This window comes from Gilvibacter sediminis (assembly GCF_028561565.1).
Classification (GTDB): domain Bacteria; phylum Bacteroidota; class Bacteroidia; order Flavobacteriales; family Flavobacteriaceae; genus Gilvibacter; species Gilvibacter sediminis.
Genome location: NZ_JAQQTE010000019.1, coordinates 139,459 through 160,512 on the forward strand (window position 1 = coordinate 139,459; position 21,054 = coordinate 160,512).

19 protein-coding genes are annotated in these 21,054 nt (G+C 45.0%); 15 read left to right on the forward strand and 4 right to left on the reverse strand.

Annotation, left to right across the window (positions count from 1 at the left end):
- Positions 1-7: 7 nt before the first annotated feature.
- From lipA to POW22_RS11030, 3 genes are read left to right on the forward strand one after another with little or no spacing between them, the layout of a single operon-like run.
- Complete coding sequence (gene lipA / locus POW22_RS11020; RefSeq protein WP_272832733.1) at positions 8-880, forward strand: lipoyl synthase; 873 nt, start codon at positions 8-10, stop codon at positions 878-880.
- 9 nt (positions 881-889) lie between these two features.
- On the forward strand, positions 890-1,885 hold the full coding sequence (gene gap, locus POW22_RS11025) for a type I glyceraldehyde-3-phosphate dehydrogenase (RefSeq protein ID WP_272832734.1): 996 nt from the start codon (positions 890-892) through the stop codon (positions 1,883-1,885).
- Between the two features lie 25 nt (positions 1,886-1,910).
- The gene (locus POW22_RS11030) at positions 1,911-4,163 is read left to right on the forward strand and encodes a hybrid sensor histidine kinase/response regulator (RefSeq protein ID WP_419181001.1); all 2,253 of its coding nucleotides are present in this window, start codon (positions 1,911-1,913) and stop codon (positions 4,161-4,163) included.
- Here POW22_RS11030 and lpxK read toward each other — a convergent pair.
- Positions 4,160-5,176: a tetraacyldisaccharide 4'-kinase gene (lpxK, locus tag POW22_RS11035; protein ID WP_272832736.1), complete on the reverse strand. Its 1,017-nt coding sequence runs from the start codon at positions 5,174-5,176 to the stop codon at positions 4,160-4,162. The two genes, POW22_RS11030 and lpxK, sit on opposite strands and share 4 nt — an antisense overlap.
- A 44-nt stretch (positions 5,177-5,220) precedes the next feature.
- Here lpxK and POW22_RS11040 point away from each other — a divergent pair, with 44 nt between their 5' ends.
- The 4 genes from POW22_RS11040 to POW22_RS11055 all read left to right on the forward strand — a co-directional run bounded on the left by POW22_RS11040 (position 5,221) and on the right by POW22_RS11055 (position 8,598).
- Positions 5,221-6,315, forward strand: coding sequence for a Nif3-like dinuclear metal center hexameric protein (locus tag POW22_RS11040; RefSeq protein WP_272832737.1), 1,095 nt, complete (start codon positions 5,221-5,223; stop codon positions 6,313-6,315).
- A 2-nt stretch (positions 6,316-6,317) separates the two neighbouring features.
- Positions 6,318-7,097, forward strand: coding sequence for a zinc ribbon domain-containing protein (locus POW22_RS11045; RefSeq protein WP_272832738.1), 780 nt, complete (start codon positions 6,318-6,320; stop codon positions 7,095-7,097).
- A 122-nt stretch (positions 7,098-7,219) separates the two neighbouring features.
- Positions 7,220-7,900 (forward strand): peptide-methionine (S)-S-oxide reductase MsrA, encoded by a 681-nt coding sequence (gene msrA / locus POW22_RS11050; RefSeq protein WP_272832740.1) that lies wholly within the window; start codon positions 7,220-7,222, stop codon positions 7,898-7,900.
- A gap of 23 nt (positions 7,901-7,923) precedes the next feature.
- On the forward strand, positions 7,924-8,598 hold the full coding sequence (locus POW22_RS11055; protein WP_272832741.1) for a hypothetical protein: 675 nt from the start codon (positions 7,924-7,926) through the stop codon (positions 8,596-8,598).
- Between the two features lies 1 nt (position 8,599).
- Here POW22_RS11055 and POW22_RS11060 read toward each other — a convergent pair whose 3' ends face one another.
- Entirely contained in the window at positions 8,600-10,777 is a 2,178-nt protein-coding gene (locus tag POW22_RS11060) for a T9SS type A sorting domain-containing protein (RefSeq protein ID WP_272832742.1), read from the reverse strand.
- A 139-nt stretch (positions 10,778-10,916) separates the two neighbouring features.
- Between POW22_RS11060 and kynU the strand changes: the two genes are divergently transcribed.
- The 8 genes from kynU (at position 10,917) to POW22_RS11100 (ending at position 18,316) form a co-directional block, all read left to right on the forward strand.
- A complete protein-coding gene (gene kynU, locus POW22_RS11065; protein ID WP_272832743.1) occupies positions 10,917-12,188 on the forward strand; it encodes a kynureninase in 1,272 nt (423 codons plus the stop codon).
- Positions 12,188-13,579 carry an FAD-dependent oxidoreductase gene (locus tag POW22_RS11070; protein WP_272832744.1) on the forward strand — a complete coding sequence of 464 codons (1,392 nt, stop codon included), beginning with the start codon at positions 12,188-12,190 and terminating at the stop codon, positions 13,577-13,579. The genes kynU and POW22_RS11070 overlap by 1 nt, the downstream gene beginning before the upstream one ends.
- 10 nt (positions 13,580-13,589) lie before the next feature.
- Positions 13,590-14,006 carry a RidA family protein gene (locus POW22_RS11075; protein WP_272832745.1) on the forward strand — a complete coding sequence of 139 codons (417 nt, stop codon included), beginning with the start codon at positions 13,590-13,592 and terminating at the stop codon, positions 14,004-14,006.
- A gap of 2 nt (positions 14,007-14,008) precedes the next feature.
- Entirely contained in the window at positions 14,009-15,460 is a 1,452-nt protein-coding gene (locus POW22_RS11080; RefSeq protein ID WP_272832746.1) for an aldehyde dehydrogenase, read from the forward strand.
- On the forward strand, positions 15,457-16,239 hold the full coding sequence (locus POW22_RS11085; protein WP_272832747.1) for an SDR family oxidoreductase: 783 nt from the start codon (positions 15,457-15,459) through the stop codon (positions 16,237-16,239). Before POW22_RS11080 ends, POW22_RS11085 begins: the two co-directional genes overlap by 4 nt.
- 9 nt (positions 16,240-16,248) lie before the next feature.
- Entirely contained in the window at positions 16,249-17,334 is a 1,086-nt protein-coding gene (locus tag POW22_RS11090; RefSeq protein ID WP_272832748.1) for an amidohydrolase family protein, read from the forward strand.
- A gap of 48 nt (positions 17,335-17,382) precedes the next feature.
- The gene (locus POW22_RS11095; protein WP_272832749.1) at positions 17,383-17,607 is read left to right on the forward strand and encodes a hypothetical protein; all 225 of its coding nucleotides are present in this window, start codon (positions 17,383-17,385) and stop codon (positions 17,605-17,607) included.
- A 67-nt stretch (positions 17,608-17,674) separates the two neighbouring features.
- Positions 17,675-18,316 (forward strand): O-methyltransferase, encoded by a 642-nt coding sequence (locus POW22_RS11100; protein WP_272832750.1) that lies wholly within the window; start codon positions 17,675-17,677, stop codon positions 18,314-18,316.
- 9 nt (positions 18,317-18,325) lie between these two features.
- Here POW22_RS11100 and POW22_RS11105 read toward each other — a convergent pair whose 3' ends face one another.
- Together POW22_RS11105 and POW22_RS11110 are read right to left on the reverse strand one after the other, a co-directional pair.
- The gene (locus POW22_RS11105; protein ID WP_272832752.1) at positions 18,326-18,658 is read right to left on the reverse strand and encodes a Sec-independent protein translocase subunit TatA/TatB; all 333 of its coding nucleotides are present in this window, start codon (positions 18,656-18,658) and stop codon (positions 18,326-18,328) included.
- A 72-nt stretch (positions 18,659-18,730) separates the two neighbouring features.
- On the reverse strand, positions 18,731-21,031 hold the full coding sequence (locus POW22_RS11110; RefSeq protein WP_272832753.1) for a M1 family metallopeptidase: 2,301 nt from the start codon (positions 21,029-21,031) through the stop codon (positions 18,731-18,733).
- Positions 21,032-21,054 lie beyond the last annotated feature (23 nt).

The window sequence follows — 21,054 nt, forward strand, 5'->3', positions numbered from 1 at the left end:
ATTGTTTATGGAAATTCAAGAAGCGACACCGAAAAAAGCGACAGCCAAACCCAAATGGTTGCGGGTAAAACTTCCTACTGGGAAGAAGTACACCGAACTGCGCGGCTTGGTCGATAAATACGACTTACATACTATTTGTACCTCTGGTAGCTGCCCGAATATGGGAGAGTGCTGGACAGAAGGTACAGCAACTTTCATGATCCTGGGGAATATTTGTACCCGTTCCTGCGGATTTTGCGGCGTAAAAACCGGAAGACCAGAAACCGTTGCCTGGGATGAACCCGAAAAGGTAGCGCGCTCTATTAAACTCATGAACATCAAGCACGCGGTGATCACCTCTGTGGATCGCGATGACTTGAAAGATATGGGTTCAATTATTTGGGCGGAGACTGTAAAGGCCATCCGAAGAATGAATCCAGACACTACCCTAGAGACGCTGATCCCTGATTTTCAAGGAATCACCCGTCATATTGACCGTATAGTAGCCGTAAAGCCAGAAGTGGTCTCACACAATATGGAAACGGTTAAGCGTTTGACGCGCGAGGTACGTATTCAAGCTAAGTACGAACGCAGCCTAGAGGTTTTGCGCTATTTGAAGCAAGAAGGAATCAACCGCACTAAAAGCGGAATTATGCTCGGGCTTGGAGAAACAGAAGCCGAAGTCATCCAAACCATGGAAGATCTACGCGGTGTTGGATTGGATATTGTGACCATTGGACAATACCTTCAGCCTTCTAAAAAACACCTGCCTATAAAAGAATTCATTACCCCGGAGCAATTCAAGAAATACGAACAACTCGGATTAGAGATGGGCTTTAGACATGTAGAAAGTGGTGCATTAGTTCGCTCTTCTTACAAGGCTCAGAAACACCTTACTTAAGCACAGGTCATGGCGAAGATCAAGGTTGCCATCAACGGATTTGGCCGTATCGGTCGTACGTTTTTCAAGACTGTTTATCAACATCCTGATATTGAGGTGGTGGCCATTAACGATCTGGCAGACGCCAAAACTTTGGCGCATCTTCTAAAGTATGACAGCATCCATGGTGTTTTCAATGCCGATATAAGCGACACACAATCAGGAATACTTATCAATGGCATTGCGATTCCGCTGAGTAATAATTCAAGCCCGCAAAACTGCCATTGGCCAGAAGTAGATGTTGTTGTGGAAGCTTCCGGAAAGTTTAAGGAGCGTCAACAACTCGAAGGACATTTAAAGGCCGGCGCCAAAAAAGTGATATTAAGTGTACCTCCTGCTGATGATGATATCCCGATGGTTGTTTTAGGCGTGAATGATCAACTCTTAGATTCTGAGGAGACGATCATTTCCAACGCTTCTTGTACGACCAACAATGCCGCTCCCATGGTGCAGATCATTGATCAACTCTGCGGTGTGGAGCAAGCCTATATCACTACCGTTCACTCTTACACCACCGACCAAAGTCTGCACGATCAGCCGCATCGAGACCTGAGGCGAGCGAGAGCGGCGGGACAATCTATAGTTCCCACCACCACTGGAGCTGCCAAAGCACTGACTAAGATCTTTCCAGATTTAGCCGATGTCATTGGTGGTTGTGGAATTCGAGTGCCGGTTCCTAACGGTTCCATGACAGACATCACTTTCAACGTAAAGGAGACTGTAAGTATCGAGCAGATCAACAAAGCTTTTCAAGAGGCTGCAGAAGGTCGTTTAAAGGGAATTCTGGACTATACGGAAGATCCTATAGTCTCTATTGATATTGTTGGAAATAAGCACTCTTGCGTCTTTGATTCAGACATGACTTCGGTGATTGGGCGCATGGTCAAGATCATTGGTTGGTATGACAATGAAAGCGGTTATTCGCAACGTTTAGCCGACTTAATCGTCTCGGTTTGTAAGAAATAACTATATTTAGCCCGTAATTCTATCCATGAACGGCCAAATAATTCGATATATAACGGCTCTGTTCCTCCTGTGTGTATGCCCTTCCCCCGCTCAAGAGCAGGGATCCCCTTTGTCCAATAGACAAGACACGATAAACGAGATCATACAGCTGCAAAACCGCGCCAGGGCTGCGATCATACGCCAAGACCTAGGTTCTGTTTTGACCGATCTCAACAAGGCTCATGACATGGCTGAGGCCCTCCAAGACGCAGAAACTGAAGCGTCCTGCGATAACGAATTGGCTAAATTCTACTACAGCGTGCGCGAGTTTGACAAAGCCTCTGAACGCGTTGCCAGGGTGATCGAATTGCTAAAAAATCAAGACGAATCTCCAGAAATAGCCGAAGCTTATCTGATTCAGGCGCAAATATTTATGAAGGATGGCGATTATACACAAGCTTCCTCCAGTTTAGATAAAGCTTTTGCCATCTACGAGCGCCAAGAAGACGAGAGCGCAATGGCTCGCATTCAACTCAACAAAGGATTGTTGGCCTTAGAGCGCGAAAATCCGACCAGTGCAGTGAATTATTTGGAAGCTGCATTGACCACATTTCAAGAATTAGGCGTGGGTTACTACACGGCTCAGGCGCAGATCAACAAGGCGAAAGCCTTGATGGAACTCTCTGACAATCCATCGGCCTCCATTATAACGCAGGCGGAAGAAGCCTTGGAGAGCGCGGTTACCATCAGCAAGGAAAATAATTATGCCCAAATAATGACTGACAGTTATTTGGTGCGCAGTAAACTTCATGTGGTCAAAGGTAATTTTGAATCTGCCTATGCACTCTTGGAGACCTATCACGAAAAAAAGGACGCCCAAAGCGATTTGAGCAACGAGCTCATGGCCAAGGACAATCCCTTTAGGCTGGATAGTGGTGAATACGACGAGATCATTGCAGAATTAGAAGCAAATCTGGCTAAAAAGGACAGCTCAATAAAGATGAACAACTTCACCTCTACTTTGAGTATTGCGCTGATCACCATCTTGTCCTTATTGACCTTATCACTTTATAAGAACAACAATCTGCGAGCAAAAGCCAACGATCTTTTGCAGGAAAAGAACAGCGAACTGCAACTCGCCAAAGAAAAAGCAGAGAAAGCTTCATTGGCCAAAGCTCAGTTCCTTTCTACCATTACGCATGAACTTAGAACGCCGCTTTATGCCGTAACAGGGCTCACTCACTTATTGCTGGAAGAGAATCCGATGGAGCATCAGAAAGAGCACTTGAACTCTTTGAAATTCTCTGGTGACTACTTGCTATCGTTGATCAACAACATTTTGGATCTCAATAAGCTCGAGGCTAACAAGGTTGAAATTGAGCGCACTACCTTCAATTTGAAGAAACGCGTGAACGATGTGTTGGTGGCTTTGAAAAAATCTGCAGACGACAGAAACAACAAACTTATTTTGGAGTTCGATGATAGCATCCCTTCTAAACTATTGGGTGATCCGCTTAAAATTTCACAGATCTTGATCAACCTTATCGGTAACTCGGTGAAGTTTACAGAAAATGGAATGGTTGCCCTGCGCGTGCACAAAATTGGAGAGACTGATGCTCACGTGAATTTGCATTTTGAAGTGGAGGATAACGGAGTTGGAATCTCCAAAAAGAAGCAGAAAAGTATTTTTGAGACCTTCTCTCAAGGCTCATTGCAGATCAACCGCAAATTTGGTGGTACCGGTTTAGGATTATCTATTGTAAAGAACCTCTTGCAATTGATGAACTCAAAGATCCAACTGGAAAGTCAGCTTGGAAAAGGATCTAAGTTCTCCTTTGATATTAAGTTTGCGATCTCTGATCAATTTAAAGAAGACAAGAACCCTCACAACATCATCTACGATATTGACTACGTTGCCTTAGAGAACCTCTCTGTGCTTGTGGTGGAAGACAATAAGATCAACCAAATGATCACCAAGAAGATCTTGGAAAAGAACAAGATGAAGTGTGATGTGGCGGACAACGGAGAGACAGCTGTAGAGCTAATTCAGCAGAACAACTACCACATTGTTTTGATGGATATCCACATGCCGGGAATTAGCGGAATTGAAGCTACTCAGAAGGTCCGTGAATTCAATAAAGAACTCCCGATCATTGCTTTGACAGCGGTAACTATTGATGAAAATCTAGACGAATTCTACCGTGCTGGATTCAACGAGATCATCCCTAAACCCTTCAAGACGGAAGAATTCTTTGAGAAGATCCACCGTACCTTGTTTATGAACAAGACACCGGTCTAAACGATCTTGTTCCAGTAAGTGTGGACAAAGTCCAAGATTTCAGATTCAAAATACCCTTCTCTATCTAGAAAGGCTGTTTCTATAGGTAAGTAATACAAGGCTTTTTTATTGATCTTGTCCCTCAAACGCATATAGTCTTTTTCTGTAGTAATGACCAGTTCACGTTTTTCGATAAGATTGATCTGTGCCGAAGTGAATTCGTGATGATCTGGATAACGTTGCAAATCAAAATTGCAGCCTTCATCGCGAAGAAAATTCACCAAAGGCTCTGGGTTGGCGATGCCAGTAACTAGTGTAAAAGGTTTGTCCTTGAGATAATCAATGGACTCTGCTCCTGCGTCGTTCTTAATGAGTCTCCCATAAGCGATCTTGGTTTTGTAAACCGACTTGCCTGTGAATTCACGCAAACGGAATTCCAACTCCTGCACTTTAGCATGAGCCACTTTCTCTGGGATCTTGGTGATCACTACAGCGTCTGCCCGTTTGGCTCCTGCTTTAGATTCGCGCAGGTCGCCTGCGGGTAACAATTGATCATCTAGAAAAGGCTGCTCAAAGGTGGTCAATAAAATGGTGTAACCCGCTTTAACTCTTCTGTGTTGGAAAGCATCGTCCAAAAGAATGACCTCTGCTTTGGGCTTGAGTTTTTCAATCCCTTCACGTCTATCAGCACATACCGCAACAGTAATTCCTGGATACTTTGTTTTGAATTGCAGCGGCTCGTCGCCGACTTCTTTGGAGGTATGAGAAGACTCGACATATAAAAACCCCGAAGTACTTCTTTTGTATCCCCGACTCAGAACGGCAACCTTAAAATCGTCTTTAAGCAAACGGATCAAATACTCGATCATCGGAGATTTTCCCGTGCCACCAACAGTGAGATTACCCACGCAAATGACGGGAATATCGTAGGCCTCAGAAGTAAAAACACCTTTGTCATACAAAAGGTTTCGCGCAGCAGTAACTCCGTGATAGATCATGGAGAAAGGAGTGAGCATTTTCCGCAGTTGGGCCATAGCACGAAAGTATACTTTTTTATCTTTACGGTAAAATACACCGCATGCAAATACAAGGGGTTATAGACCTGCTGGAAGCTTGGGCGCCACGCAGCTACGCAGAAGATTTTGACAATACGGGCTTATTAGTAGGAGACCGTCACGCAACATTAAAAGGAATTCTAGTCAGTCTTGACTGCTTGGAGGCTGTGGTAGATGAGGCTGTAGAGCGAGGTTGCAATATGATTGTGAGCTTCCACCCCATCATCTTTAAAGGGCTCAAAAAGATCACAGGATCTGATTATGTTCAAAGAGCCGTACTCAAAGCCATTAAGCACGATATTGCCATTTACGCCATCCATACGGCCTTAGATAATAATTGGGAAGGAGTAAATCATCAAATTCTACAAACCTTGGGAGCTACAAAATCCTCAGTGCTGATTCCCAAGGCCAATACCTTGAAAAAATTGGTCACCTATGTTCCTCAGGCAGAATCCAAAGGTCTGTTGGATGCACTTTTTGCTGCAGGAGCTGGAGCCATTGGCGACTACAGCGAATGTGCATTCACCTCAACTGGAGAAGGGAGTTTTAAACCTGGCGAAGCCGCTGATCCTGCACTGGGTAAGCAAGGCGAACGTCATTACGAATCAGAAACGCGTATAGAAGTATTGGTGCCTTTTCATTGCGAATCTGCAGTAATCAAGGCCTTGTTGAGCACACACTCCTATGAAGAGGTCGCTTATGACCTGATCCCGATTAGTAATACAGACAAACAACTGGGCATGGGAATGATTGGTAGTTTTGAAACTCCACTGTCTGAAGCTGAATTTTTAGCCCTGCTTAAAGAGCGCATGCATTGCGGCGGAATTAGACACAGCAAACTGCTTGGAAAGTCCATTCAAAAGATCGCGGTTTTGGGCGGTAGTGGCGCCTTTGCAATTGGCGCAGCTAAAGCAGCAGGAGTTGATGCCTATGTGAGTGCAGACTTCAAATACCACGATTTCTTTAGCGCAGAACAGCGCTTGCTTTTGGTAGATATTGGTCACTATGAAAGCGAACAGTACACAAAAAATTTAATTGTACAATATCTTACCAAAAAAATTACTAATTTTGCAGTTCTTTTATCGGAGATTAATACCAATCCAATTTTTTACCTGTAATTATGGCCAAGAAGACAGAAGCTACTGTTGAAGACAAACTGAGAGCCCTTTACGACCTGCAATTGATCGACAGCCGTGTGGATGAGATCAGAAATGTACGAGGAGAACTTCCTTTAGAAGTTGAGGATCTAGAAGATGAGGTTGCTGGGATGAACACCCGCCTTGAAAAACTCAATGCCGATCTGGCCCTTACTGATGATTCCATCAAAGACAAAAAGAATCTGATTGAAGAGTCTAAGTCACTCATCAAAAAATATAGCGAGCAACAGAACAACGTTCGCAACAATCGTGAATACAACTCTTTGAGCAAAGAGATCGAGTTCCAAGAACTTGAGATCCAATTGGCTGAAAAGCACATCAAAGAATTCAAAGCGCAGATCGAACAGAAGAAAGAAGTGATCGAAGAAACCAAAACTCGTTTGGCGGAGCGTGAGGAACACCTCAAGCACAAGCGCAACGAATTGGATGAGATCCTTGCAGAAACTGAGAAAGAAGAAAAGGCACTTATCAAAGAGTCTGAATCTTTTGAACAGAAAATTGAAGAGCGTTTAGTGAACGCTTATAAGCGCATTCGTTCTAACGCCAAAAACGGTTTAGCCGTTGTACCGATTGAGCGTGGTGCTTCTGGAGGATCATTCTTTACCATTCCACCTCAGGTGCAAATGGAGATCGCCTCTAGAAAGAAGATCATTACTGACGAACACAGTGGACGTATCCTTGTAGACCCGCAATTGGCGGAAGAGGAAAAAGAGAAAATGGAGAAATTCTTCGCCAAGCTCTAAACCACTGATACTATAAAGTTTAACAAAGCCTTCAGATTCCTCTGGAGGCTTTTTTTCGTAATTTTGATAAAAAAATTTAAGGAGCTTTAAGCAATTCCGACTGCCTAGTAAATCAATAGACCATGCAACGAACAACCCTCATTATGTTGGCGCTACTTTTAAGCAGTTTAAATGTAGCTTGCCAATCCACAAACGAAAAGAACAAAGAAGACGAAGCACTCGCTCAACAAAACCAAACCCCGGTTCAAACCACTCCTCAGGATGGTATACATAAGGCTTATTTTGCCTCGGGTTGCTTTTGGTGTGTAGAAGCGATCTACGAAAGTGTAAAAGGTGTTTCTGAAGTGATCAACGGTTACTCAGGAGGCCATACGGAGAATCCAACCTATCAAAGCAGCAATACCGGACTCACCGGGCATGCAGAAGCTGTGGAAGTATATTACGACCCAAATGTTGTGAGTTTTGAAACTCTGGTCGATGTTTACTTCGGATCTCAAAACATCACTCAAGTCAACGGACAAGGCCCGGATCGTGGGAGTCAATACCGTTCCATCATCTTCTATCAGAATGAGGAGCAAAAGGCTATCATCGATGCTAAAGTTGCCGAACTCAACGAGCAACTCGGAGAACAAAAGGTGGCTGCACAAATTTTGCCTTTCCAAAAGTTCTGGAGAGGAGAAGACTATCATCAGGATTACGAAAGACTCAATCCGTATAACCGATACATTCAAAACGTTTCTATTCCGCGACTTAAAAGGTTTCAAAAGAAATTTCCAGAGCTGATCAAAGAAGACAGCCACTAGCAATAACCAACCAACAACCATCCATGAAAACCATCATTCTTAGCCTTTGTTTAGGGCTACTCTTAATTAGTTGTAAAGAGCAACCAGAAGAACAAGTAAGTGCAACTCCAGAGGTAGAACTATCTACCGCAGAGAAGATCGCCAACGCCCACGGATACGAGCAATGGGACTCGGTAGAAAAGATTGCCTTTACCTTTAATGTGGACCGAGGTGAGAATCACTTTGACCGCAGTTGGACCTGGGAACCTAAAACAGGGATGGTCACTATGATGTCCGCTCAGGATACCATCAGCTATAATCATCAAAAAGTAGACAGTACCACGGCTCAAGTTGATGCTGGTTTTATCAACGATAAGTATTGGCTTTTAACCCCATTTCAATTGCTTTGGGATGCTGAGAATTCAGAGCTGAGTGAAAAGACGGCTCAAGTAGCACCGATCTCCGGAGACACTTTAGCTATGCTGACCATCACTTACAAGAGTGAAGGAGGCTACACGCCGGGAGATGCCTATGACTTCTATTACGGTGATGATTATAAGATCAAAGAATGGGTCTTTAGAAAATCCAATGCCGACGAAGCGAGCATGGCTACCACTTGGGAAGATTACGAAACTTATGGAGCGCTTAAATTAGCCAAAACTCATAAGGATAGTGCGCAGACGGTAAACATTCACTTTACCGGCATCAAGGTTAACTAATTTACTGCTTGATCAGACGCTTGATCATCAGGGTCTCGTCCTCTCCGCGTACCAATACCACAAAATAAACACCATCACTGAGCTCCGCTACATTTAGCGGAGTTCTGTTGTTATCGTCAAAGCTCGTCGGGACCTGCAAAATGCGTCGGCCTTGTAAGTCATATACTTCAACGCTAGTAGCTTCAGAAGTAAGAGCTTGTACAGTCAACACCTCATTCACGGGGTTTGGATAAATGAAGGCGCCTTCAACGAGAGGAGCCTCGGTATCATCCGCAGTACTACCAAAATAAGTTTCTGCCAAAGCAAAGGCATCTTCTGCAACGGCGATTCCAATTCTTCGACCTGGGATATCGTCAATAGGTGGGTGAATTCCTCCCCAAATACGCGAAAGACTGGTTTGGTCTGAGGCGTCTCGGTAGGTAGCCCATTGTAATTGCATGTCCACGGTTGGGCCAATCTCAAATTCTAGAAATGCGTTAGCCGGAATATCAAAAACCCCCATTCCTCCTGGAAAGTACTCACTACCTGTCAAAGCTGTCAAGATCTCTGCCGCAGCCCTTGAATAAGTTGAATGTCCTGAAACATAACCTGCAAAAGGCGGCGTGATAAAACTGATGCGTTGGTAGGGAAACCATTCCTCTGCAAGGATCCATCCAACACCTGCGGTGTCAAATTCTGGATCAATGATATATTCATGCCCTCGCCAGGTGTAGAGCTTAATTTTCCCGAGATGCTGCCCAGAGGCTCCTTCTAGGGGATCACCTGGCTCAACGATCTCCACATAGCCTTCAATTAGCGGAATACCCTCTGGATGATAGTTAGACAGGCCGGTATCTGTACTTTGACCCTTCTCTGCCATATAGCGAATTGCGCTCATGGGGCGCGTGTAATCATACCACCCCTTAACTCCCCAGGCAGAAATTGCGCAATCGTGCATGGCACCGCCTAGAAGGAAATAGGATTTGATATCCCACTCCAAATCTGACAGAACCTCCCCTGCTCCTTTGAAACGCTTTTCCAGCAGTGGGTTATCGTTGACATAATTCAAAATGGTAAACCAATGCCCCGGCGGGGTTTCGCTGTCTGGACCGTCCGCCCAAAATTCTGCCAGGACTCGCGTATAATCACCACGAGGCACCATCTGTGGCTCATAAGGTGCTCCGGTGATTGGATTGACGTCATGTCCAGAACTCGGATCTCCGCCATCAAAATAATTGTAAAATGCTTTATAATCTTCAAAGCTTTCCGGGAAGCCGTTTTGATTTCCAATACTGGCGGGAGAAATATCTATCATCACCTCATCAGTAGGGTCGAGATGTGATTGCCAAACACTTACCATTGTAAATCCCCACTTATATGGATCGTCTAGACCAAGCCCATCTTGAATCAATGAAGGATCTCCGGGATCGTGGAATACCCAATAATCAAAGTCGTCACGATTGTAAACCGTACGATCCTCATCCTTCAAGGCAAAAGGATAGATCTGCCCCCACTCCGGGCTTAAAAATTCTGGCGTAGTTTCTGGAATCTCGTTTCCGCTTTGATCAATAAATCCTTCAATAAAAAGCGGCTGCCAACGGTTGGGAAATTCCATATCCGGATTTCCGGAGCCATCTGTATCCAAAGGCGAATTCACCGGTTGATAGAATCTATTGGCATAGTCTTCTGCCTCATTAGACCCGTCTTGAAGCCCGAACTCAATGATCTGCTGCGCAAGATAGTTCCCCAAGGCCGCAGGATCCCCAGATTGATATTCTGTACTTCCATTAGTAATGTCATAGCCGCGCTCTTCCATTAACCCAAAGATCCGAGCGAAGATATCGGCTTGTCCGGGCGATGAAGAAAACCGGTTGAGCATGATTCTAAAAACAGCAAAACTCAAAGCCTCTTCAAGGGCCTGATCTGTAGGAAGATCTGTGGTAAATCCGTCAAATGGAATGGAAAAATCCCCTAAGGACTTCCCTAAGAAATAGGTTTCTGCCTCTGGATTGAAAACCGCCCAAACATCATACATGGCTGCAGAAGTGTGCCAGAGGTTCCTGGCGTGAACCGTAGGTCTGGCAAAGTCATTCCGAATAGCGTTGAGCACTTCTTCATTCCATTCACGGGCAATACTTTGCCCACTGGCATTCCATATTGCAGCACAGAATAAAAGACAAACGAGTAATATTTTTTTCACGGGGGAGGGTTTTCGCCAAAATTAAGAAAGAATTACGAAATTTTCGGAATCTACGAGCCTGATCCTTAGCTTTTAGCGACACAAAAAAAACCAAAGAGAATTCCTTACTTTTGTTAGAGGCGCCACTTACCCAACCGATATGTACAAAAACACCTTGGACTACGCTAAAGAATGCGACCAAAACGATCCTATTGCTTCCTTTAGATCTCAATTTCACATTCCCACCGATCAAACTGGTAAGCCATTGATCTATCTCTGTGGAAATTCACTGGGGTTACAACCAAAAACCACAGAAAGCTACCTCAAACAGGAACTTGATGACTGGGCCAGCTTAGGGGTTGAGGGACATACCGAGGCGCGTAAACCTTGGTTACCGTATCACGAATTTCTCACCGATCAAATGGCAACTATAGTAGGGGCCAAACCAGAAGAGGTGGTGATCATGAACACCCTTACGGTGAATTTGCATTTGATGATGGTCTCCTTTTACCGACCTACAGAAAAACGCTTTAAAATCATCATTGAAAGCGATGCCTTTCCTTCAGATAAATACGCTGTAGAAAGTCAGCTAGACATGCATGGCATTGACCCAAAAGAAGGTCTTTTACTTTGGCATCCTCCAGCGGGAGAAGCAATTTGTCGCCTGGAAGATCTCCAAACGCTTTTGGAAGCCAACAAAGATGAAGTTGCCTTGATCATGATTGGCAGCACCAATTATTACAGCGGACAAGCCTTTCCACTAAAAGAAATCACAGCGCTAGGGCATCAACACGGCTGCATGGTCGGGTTTGACCTTGCTCACGGAGCCGGAAACATACAACCTAATTTGCACGAGAGCGGTGCTGATTTTGCCGTTTGGTGTAGTTATAAATACCTTAATAGCGGACCGGGAAGTTTAGGTGGATGTTTTGTACACGAGCGGCATAGACACAACCCAGAACTCAAGCGCTTTGCAGGTTGGTGGGGACACAACAAAGCCTCAAGATTCAATATGCGCCAGGAATTTGATGTCTTGGCTGGAGCTGAAGGTTGGCAATTGAGCAATCCTCCTATTTTGAGCATGGCGGCGATACGCGCCTCCTTGCAGGTCTTCACGGATGCCGGATTTGATAACATCCGAGCTAAGAGTGTAAAGCTTACGGGGTACCTAGAGTTCCTTTTAAACGATATGGGCAATCCAAATATCGGGATCATCACTCCGAGCGATCCTCAGCAGCGTGGGAGTCAACTTAGCATTCAAGTAAAGAACGCAGACCGTCGTCTACACGATGCTTTGACAGAGCAAGGAGTGATCAGTGACTGGAGAGAACCGGATGTAATTCGGGTAGCTCCAGCAGCGCTATACACCCGTTTTGAAGACGTCTACGAATTTATAAATCGATTGAAAAACGCATTAGACACTTTGTATTAATGGCAGATCATAAATCACATATACTCATAGTAGGCGCTGGCCTTTGCGGAAGCTTACTTGCCCTTAGAATGGCACAACGCGGGCATCGCGTGACCTTAATGGAACGCAGACCAGATCTGCGCAAAGTCACCCAAGATGCGGGCAGGTCTATTAACTTGGCCTTTTCCAATCGCGGGATGAAAGGCATGAAGCTCGTCGGTTTAGAAAAAGAAGTTACTGAACTGTGCATTCCGATGCTGGGCCGCATGATCCACGATCCAAAAGGCAATACCTTTTTGAGTCCATACAGCGGTCGTGAGGGAGAATATATCAATTCCATTTCACGTCCAGGACTGAACGCCTTGCTGCTCGATGCAGCTGAGGCGCATGAAGGTGTTGAGATCATTTTTAATCAAAAATGCATCAGTGTTGATCTGGAAAATGCAGCAGCGGAATTCCAAGATTATACTACTAAAGAGACCAAACGTTATCAAGGCGATGTGCTTATTGGTACCGATGGAGCTGGGAGTGTAGTGCGCAAAGCCATGTTTAACCACAAGCAGTTTCTGTTCAGTTTTAGTCAGCAATGGCTCACCCACGGCTATAAAGAATTGACCATTCCGGCTGCCGCAGACGGAGGTTATCGTACAGAAAAGGGAGCCTTACATATTTGGCCGCGCGGTGAAGATATGCTGATTGCACTTCCCAACTTGGACGGCAGCTTTACCGTAACGCTCTTTTTGCCATATAGCGATAGTGACTATTGTTTTGACAATTTAACCACGGAAGAAAAGGTCATGGAATACTTCAGCAATGAATTCCCTGATACCTTGGCCTTAATGCCAGAATTGGCCAAAGAGTTCTTTGAGAACCCAACCGCTCCATTAGGGACTATAAAATGTTCTCCTTGGAACGCTTATGGAAAAGTATTGATCATGGGCGATGCAGCTCATGCTATCGTTCCCTTTTATGGGCAAGGCATGAATGCAAGTTTTGAAGATGTTGTTGAGTTTGATCGTGTTTTGGATGAAGTCGGTGACGATTGGAACGCGGCTTTTAAACAGTTCAGCCTGACCCGCAAAACTGACACGGACGCCATAGCAGATCTGGCTGTAGACAACTTCCACGAAATGAAAGAGCATACCGCCAATCCACTCTTCCAAGCGAAGCGCAAAGTAGAAACGGCTTTGGAATTCAATTTCCCGGAGGAGTATTCTTCAAAATATTCCTTAGTCACCTTTAGCGAACAGATCTCTTATGCGGAGGCCATGCGTCGTGGGCGGGCTCAAGACAAGGCAATACTAAATTTGTTAGACGATGGGCTTTTGCCGGACGACCTCCCCTTAGAAGAGAAACTACAAATTGTAAAGAACCACACCAAAGAAGTCCTGCACGAGGACGAACTCTTATAACAAGACCACTATGAAAAGTAGATTAGTATCTGGAAAAGCCAGCCCGAGAGGAGCTTATCCGCACGTTAAGCGTGCTGGGGATTATATTTTTATAAGCGGAACCAGTTCACGCCTACCCGACAATACTTTTGCTGGAGTGCATCAAGTTGATGAAATGGGAACCATGCACTTGGATGTTCGTGAACAGACTCGAGCGGTGCTAGAGAATATCAAAGACTATCTCGCTACAGAAGGCGCCACTATGGCTGATGTGGTTGACGTAACCAGTTTTTTAGTCAACATGAATGACTTTGCTGGTTATAATGAAGTGTATGGAGAATTCTTCAGCTCAGAAAATGGCCCTGCGCGAACCACGGTTGCCGTGCATCAGTTACCGCATCCTCATTTGGTCATTGAGATCAAGGCAATGGCTTATAAACCACTTTAAATATGGACCGGCTGCAGAACTTCATTAATGGTGAGTACGTTGACCCCATTGACGGGAAGTGGTTAGACAACTATACGCCAAGTACTGGCGAAGTGTCTGGTCAAATACCCGCATCAAATGACAAAGACGTAGCAAAAGCCTACGATGCCGCAAAGTCAGCCTTTGAGTCCTGGTCACAAACACCCATTGAAACGCGCAGTCGGATACTTTTAAAATTGGCAGACCTCATTGCTGCGGATTTGGATACCCTTGCAAAAGCAGAAGCCCTAGACAACGGCAAACCTTTAGCTTTAGCGACCAAAGTAGACATTCCACGAGCCTCGTCTAATTTTAGATTCTTTGGCAATGCCATTACTCAATTCGCCTCAGAGGCACATGAGAATCTGGCATCAGATTCCATCAATTTCACCCTAAGACAACCCCTTGGAGTTGTTGGCTGTATTTCTCCTTGGAACCTACCGCTTTATTTGTTCAGCTGGAAGATCGCCCCTGCCCTAGCGGCGGGAAATACCGTGGTTGCCAAGCCGAGTGAGATCACTCCTGTAACTGCTGCGATGCTCGGTAAATACTGTAATGAAGCTGGTTTACCACCCGGAGTCTTAAACATTGTCCACGGCAAAGGACCCGAAGCGGGACAAGCCATAGTCGAGCATGCAAACATCAAGGCCATTTCCTTTACAGGAGGAACAACTACTGGAGCGGCAATAGCCCGCACCGCTGCCCCGATGTTTAAGAAGCTCTCCTTAGAATTAGGAGGGAAAAATCCGAATCTCATTTTTGCTGATTGCGACTTTGACAAGATGCTGCAAGTCACTTTAAAATCATCCTTTGCCAATCAAGGGCAAATTTGTTTGTGCGGCAGTCGGATCTTTGTACAGGAAGAGATCTATGAGCGTTTCAAAGCAGCTTTTATACCCGCGGTAGAAAAACTAAAGGTCGGCCCTTCTTTAAACTCCGGAATTGATTTGGGAGCTGTGGTTTCTAAATCGCATATGGAGAAGATCCTAAGTTATAACGCCTTGGCAGCATCAGAAGGAAAATTGCTCACTGGAGGACATCAGATAAAACTAGAAGAAGCACCTGAAGGCTATTATGTAGCTCCGACGGTCATCGAGGTGGCTACAACCCAATGTCGTTTACAACAAGAAGAAATATTTGGCCCTGTAGTTACCATTATGCCTTTTAAAACAGAGGAAGAAGCAATTGCTTTGGCCAATGATGTTCCTTACGGACTCTCGGCTACTGTTTGGACCTCTAATATTGACAGAAGCCTTAGAGTTTCTAAAGCGCTAGAAGCGGGAATTGTTTGGGTCAATACTTGGCTCAACCGCGACTTGCGAACACCCTTTGGCGGCGTGAAGGCCAGTGGTGTGGGTCGCGAAGGAGGTTTTGAAGCCCTGCGTTTCTTTACCGAACCGAAAAACATTTGCATACAATACAAAACCAATACATGAATTTAGATCTCAGTGATAAGAATGCTCTGGTCTGTGGAGCCTCTGCCGGAATCGGCGCTGCCTCTGCAAGAGCCCTTGCTGCGCTTGGAGCGCGGGTTACCTTAGTTGCGCGCAATGCCGATAAATTGACAGCCGTTTTACAAACCTTGGACCACCAAGAAGAAGGCCACGATTTTTTGGTGGCTGATTTTAGTGATCCGCAGCAGTTGAAATCGGCTTTGAACGAATTGCCTGATGACCGCAACTACCACATTTTGATCAACAATACAGGAGGACCAAAAGGCGGCCCGATCTACAGTGCCGATACCAGTGAATTCACCCAAGCCTTTTCACAGCATTTGGTGTGTAATCAACTCTTGAGTCAGGCTCTTGTTCCAGGCATGCAAAAAGAAGGTTATGGGAGAATCATCAATGTAATCTCTACTTCTGTGAAGCAACCCATTGACGGTCTGGGTGTGAGTAACACCATTCGTGGAGCGGTAGCGAATTGGGCAAAGACACTGGCTAATGAGCTCGGCCCATCTGGGGTTACGGTAAATAATGTATTGCCTGGATTTACGGCAACGGATCGTCTGGCAGATATTGTCAAGAACGCAGCGAACAAATTCCAAAAGACGGAAGAAGAAGCTGCCGCTTTTATGCGCCAGCTAGTACCAGTAAGACGTTTTGCCCAGCCCGAAGAGATCGCCAATGCAGTGGCCTTTTTAGCAAGTCCTGCTGCGAGCTACATAAACGGTATTAATTTGCCCGTAGACGGCGGAAGAACGAAAAGTTTGTAACTTAGAAGGGTGGAGAGAAAATTACGCATCAACGGACACTCGCATTTACTGCCCTATCCGGAGGAAATTCCAGATTTCATGCGCGAGAAAGGAATCTTTTGGGTAGACAAGGATCGCAAGTATATGCTGCAGAAGAACTGGAGTCGTCCGGTAACGGATTCAAGTTTCTTTTTGGATGAAAAACTGGCTTGGATGGAACGTTATAAGATTGACCATGCCGTGGTCTTGAATCTTTCCCAGCTTTACGGAAACGGTTTGCGCCTGGAAGAGATGAAACAGGCTCTTCGCTTCCAAAACGATTTCAACGCGCGCATTCAACATGACAATCCTTCAAAATTCACCTGTGGCTTTGTGGTACATCCCGGATTTGTCCGCGGTGCTCTTTGGGAAATAGAGCGTTGCGTGGAAGAATTGGGCTTACAACTTTTGTGTCTACCTACGCACTATATGGATACCATTGGTACCTGGCGATGCATCTTTGACGAAGAGAACGAACCGATTTTTGAACTCGCCAGTAAATACAACTTAGCCGTAGAGATCCACCCCTACGATGGTGAAAAGTTCATCCTCTTAGAAAACACTGCTTGGCGCTTCCATTTGATCTGGATGCTGGCTCAATGCGCCGATGCCTATCATTTTTTAACCCTTAACGGCTATGCAGACAAATACCCAAACATGCGGGTTTGTTTTGCGCACGGTGGACAATTGGCACAAATTAATCTAGGACGACGCATACAAGGCTTTGACGGCCGCCCTGATCTGTTTGAAGGCAAAGTTCATCCGCGTAAATCTGTGGGTCATAAGAACATTTTCTTTGACACCTTGGTGCATGACACGGGCTCCTTGAAGCTCCTTATTGAGAACCAAGGTTCCAATCAAGTATTGGTAGGTTTAGATGATCCTTATCCGCTTGGAGAAATGGAAAGTGCTCCGCAGTCTTCTTACCCGGGAAAGATCTTGGATCTGGCTCGCCAGCGCAATATTCTCACCGACGCGCAATGCGACGCCATGTGGGAGGACAATGTGCTTCAATGGCTTCACGGAGATGATCAAACTGCAAAAGAGACACTCAAAAAACGCATCCTCGGAAGCTGATAAGCAAACATTTTTTATATTGTAGTTGATTAACTAAACAATTGACTTATGAGAAAACTTGGAATGTATATGGCCTTTTTTGGCCTTTTTGCCATTGTTTTAAACTTTTTTGATCGAGTTCCAACCATCCTGATGTGGATTTACAATTGGGGTGAAGGCGTAGCCTGGGGAATTAAAATTGGATTGATCGTAGTAGGTGCGGTCTTGTTCTTTATGGGTAGTTCTGAAGAGGAAGCCGAAGAACTCCCTCAAGCTAATCAAGAATCTGAATAGTAGCTTATAAACTGATATAATGGACTCCACAATTTGTTTCAAGTTGTGGAGCTCTTTTTTTTTAATTATGCACTTCTTACCCGAAAATATAGACCAATACGCTGTAGATCATTCACAGCAAGAACCCGAATTGTTACAACAACTCAACCGAGAGACTTGGCAGAAGGTTCTAAATCCAAGAATGCTAAGCGGGCATTATCAAGGCCGGATCTTAAGTTTATTGTCTAAGATCATTCGGCCTAAGGTCATTTTAGAATTAGGAACCTATACGGGTTATTCTGCGCTCTGTCTATTGGAAGGACTGCATCCCGAAGGAGAGATTCACACCATTGATCAGAATGAAGAATTGTATGACTTGCAACGCAAATACTTTGACCTTTCTGGTGCGGGAGCGCGTATCCATCAGCATTTAGGAAGAGCAGATACCATCTTGCCCAGCCTGAACATTAAATACGATCTGGTCTTTATGGATGCAGACAAACGCAACTATCCGAAGTACCTAGAAATGATCTTGCCGCAAATGAACTCCGGAGGAATTATTCTGAGTGACAATGTTCTGTGGAGTGGAAAAGTAGTTGAAGCATTGGACCCTGACGACCAAGACACCAAAGCGCTTTTAGAGTACAATAAAACCCTGGCGACACACCCCCAATTGGAAACCGTATTGCTGCCCATTCGCGATGGGCTTACCTTAACTCGGGTTAAATAAAACTGCGAATTACAGACTCGGCTTATTGGGCAAGTCTGTTGATCTGGAATTGGAAAGCGGATCACGGCCAATAGTACCACTCACCTGCTCAATGCTCTTTTTAGTTTCCTGCAGACTTTCCTGCACATCTTTTACAATGCTGGTATCAATACCCTGTTGTTCTGCACTTTTGGTGATCTCACTTTTGATCTCGTTAGTAGCGTCTTTGATCTGACGCATACCCTTCCCCAATCCACGAGCAATGGTCGGGATCTTATCGGCTCCAAAAACCAATAACACAATAAAGAGGATAAACATAACCTCTGGCGTGCTGATAAAACCGAATATCAAAAATGAATGCATGCTGCAAATATAATTAAGATTGCGCGGGAGGGTAAAAAAAAGCCCCGAAATCTTCGGGGCTTTTCTTTTTATTTAGTCCTTGATTCCGTCTTTAAACTGATCAAACTGTCCGAGCTTCTTACGCTGCGGCCATGAGTTATTTGACGTATCGATATCTGCAGTCTCTTCATCTGGATCAACTACGATCTTGGTGATCTCTTGCTCTGAAGCAATAACCTTACCTACTTGAGCATCGTTCTTTCTCCAGATCTCTGCTGGATAGGTCTCACGTTTGGTAGATCCGTCTGCATAGGTGTATTCAACAATGATCGGCATTGGAATACCTCCTGGCTTTTCAAAGGTCACCTCATAGAAATATTTTGGCTTAGTAACTGCAGCGCGCTCCGCTGGAGTCATATTGTCCATCATATATTCGTTGATAGAAGGAATGTCTTCTAAAGAAGTGCTGGTCATAGACTCTTCAAAGTCATCGCTGTCCTCAGCAACGTAGTATACTAGTGGAGGCAGGTCGCTTTCTGTAAGTCCACGAGCTTCCATAATCTCACGCACCTCAGCATTGATTTTGCTAGTTACATAGAATTTCTTCACTTCGCCTACACCCATATCTACATAATCTGTAGTGTAGAACCAAGAACGCCAGAACCAATCCAAGTCAAAGGCAGATGCATCTTCCATAGTGCGGAAGAAGTCCTCTGGAGTTGGGTGCTTGAACATCCAACGGTTGGCGTAAGTCTTAAAGGCGTAGTCAAACAATTCGCGGCCCATAACGGTCTCGCGAAGTATGTTCAATGCAGTAGCAGGCTTTCCGTAAGCGTTGGCTCCAAACTGATAGGTATTCAAACCTTTGGTCATAATCGGAGCGATATAATCCTGATCACTGCTCATATAATCTACTATATTCTTAGCCGGCCCACGACGTGATGGGTAGCTTTGATTTGGCGCGATGGCATCTGGATACCACTCTCCAAAATCCTGCTCAGCAACATACTGCATAAAGGTGTTCAGCCCTTCATCCATCCAAGTCCACTGACGCTCATCACTGTTAACGATCATTGGGAAATAGTTGTGTCCTACCTCGTGGATAATCACAGAGATCATTCCGTACTTGGTACGCTCGCTGTAAGTTCCATCAGGATTTGGACGTCCGTAGTTCCAGCAGATCATTGGATACTCCATCCCTTGGTTACGGGCGTGTACAGAGATCGCTTTGTGATACGGATAATCAAAGGTCATTCTTGAGTAACTCTTCAAAGTACTGGCAACAGCTTTCGTAGAATACTCTTCCCAAAGCGGGTTACCTTCTTTTGGATATAGAGAAACAGCCATCACATCTTTGTTCCCGATCTTCACGGCCATCATGTCCCAGATAAAACGACGTGAAGTTGCGAATCCAAAGTCACGAACCATCTCTGCTTTGAACTTCCAAGTCTTCTTGGCCGTTGCAAAGTTATTTTCTTTAGCCTCAGCTTCTTCTTGAGAAACAATGATCACAGGCTTGTCATAGGTTTTTTTAGCCAACTCATAACGCTTCATCATCTCTTTGGTGAAGACATCTTTGCGGTTGGTCAATACTCCAGTCGCATCGGTGATGTGATCTGCAGGTACCGTAAGGTTAACCTCAAAGTTTCCGAAAGGCAAAGCGAATTCATCACGTCCCCAGAATTGAGAGTTTTGCCATCCTTCCACATCGTTATAAACAGCCATACGCGGATAGAACTGCGCAATTACATAAGCGCGATTTCCATCTTCAAATTCTTCATAACCACTACGAGCGCGGTCTGTAACGTGATTGTTCACGTTGTACCACCACTTGATGCTGAAAGTAAATTTCTCACCTGTTTTAAGCGTCTTTGGCATATCCACACGCATCATCGTTTGGTGAATGATGTACGGCAGATTTCCACCCTTGCTGTCTTTTACGGCTTCAATGTTGAATCCTCCGTCAAATCCGCCATCCATGAATTTAGAGGCGAAACCTCCCGGTTGCTCTGCTGGTGGAACACCATCGCCTTCAATAAGTGGAGACTTAGAGTCCTTAGCACGAACGTTTTGATCCAATTGTACCCATAGGTAATCTAGCGGGTCTGGAGAGTTGTTGGTATAGGTAATGGTTTCAAATCCGTACAGCTTGGCGTTTTTGTCGTCCAATTCAATGTCCATTACGTAATCAGCTTGTTGCTGATAGTACTGCGGACCTGGAGCACCACTGGCAGAACGGAACATGTTCGGCGTAGAGAACTCCTGATACATCTGTCGGAATTTGTTGTTATTGATGTGTCCGCCTTCGCGAACTTCCGCCTCCTCGTCTTGACCAAAAGCCGTTCCGGCGATAAGGGCAAACGAAAGTAGAGCGATCAATTTTGAGATTTTCATCAGTTCTGGGTTTTGTTTGAGAT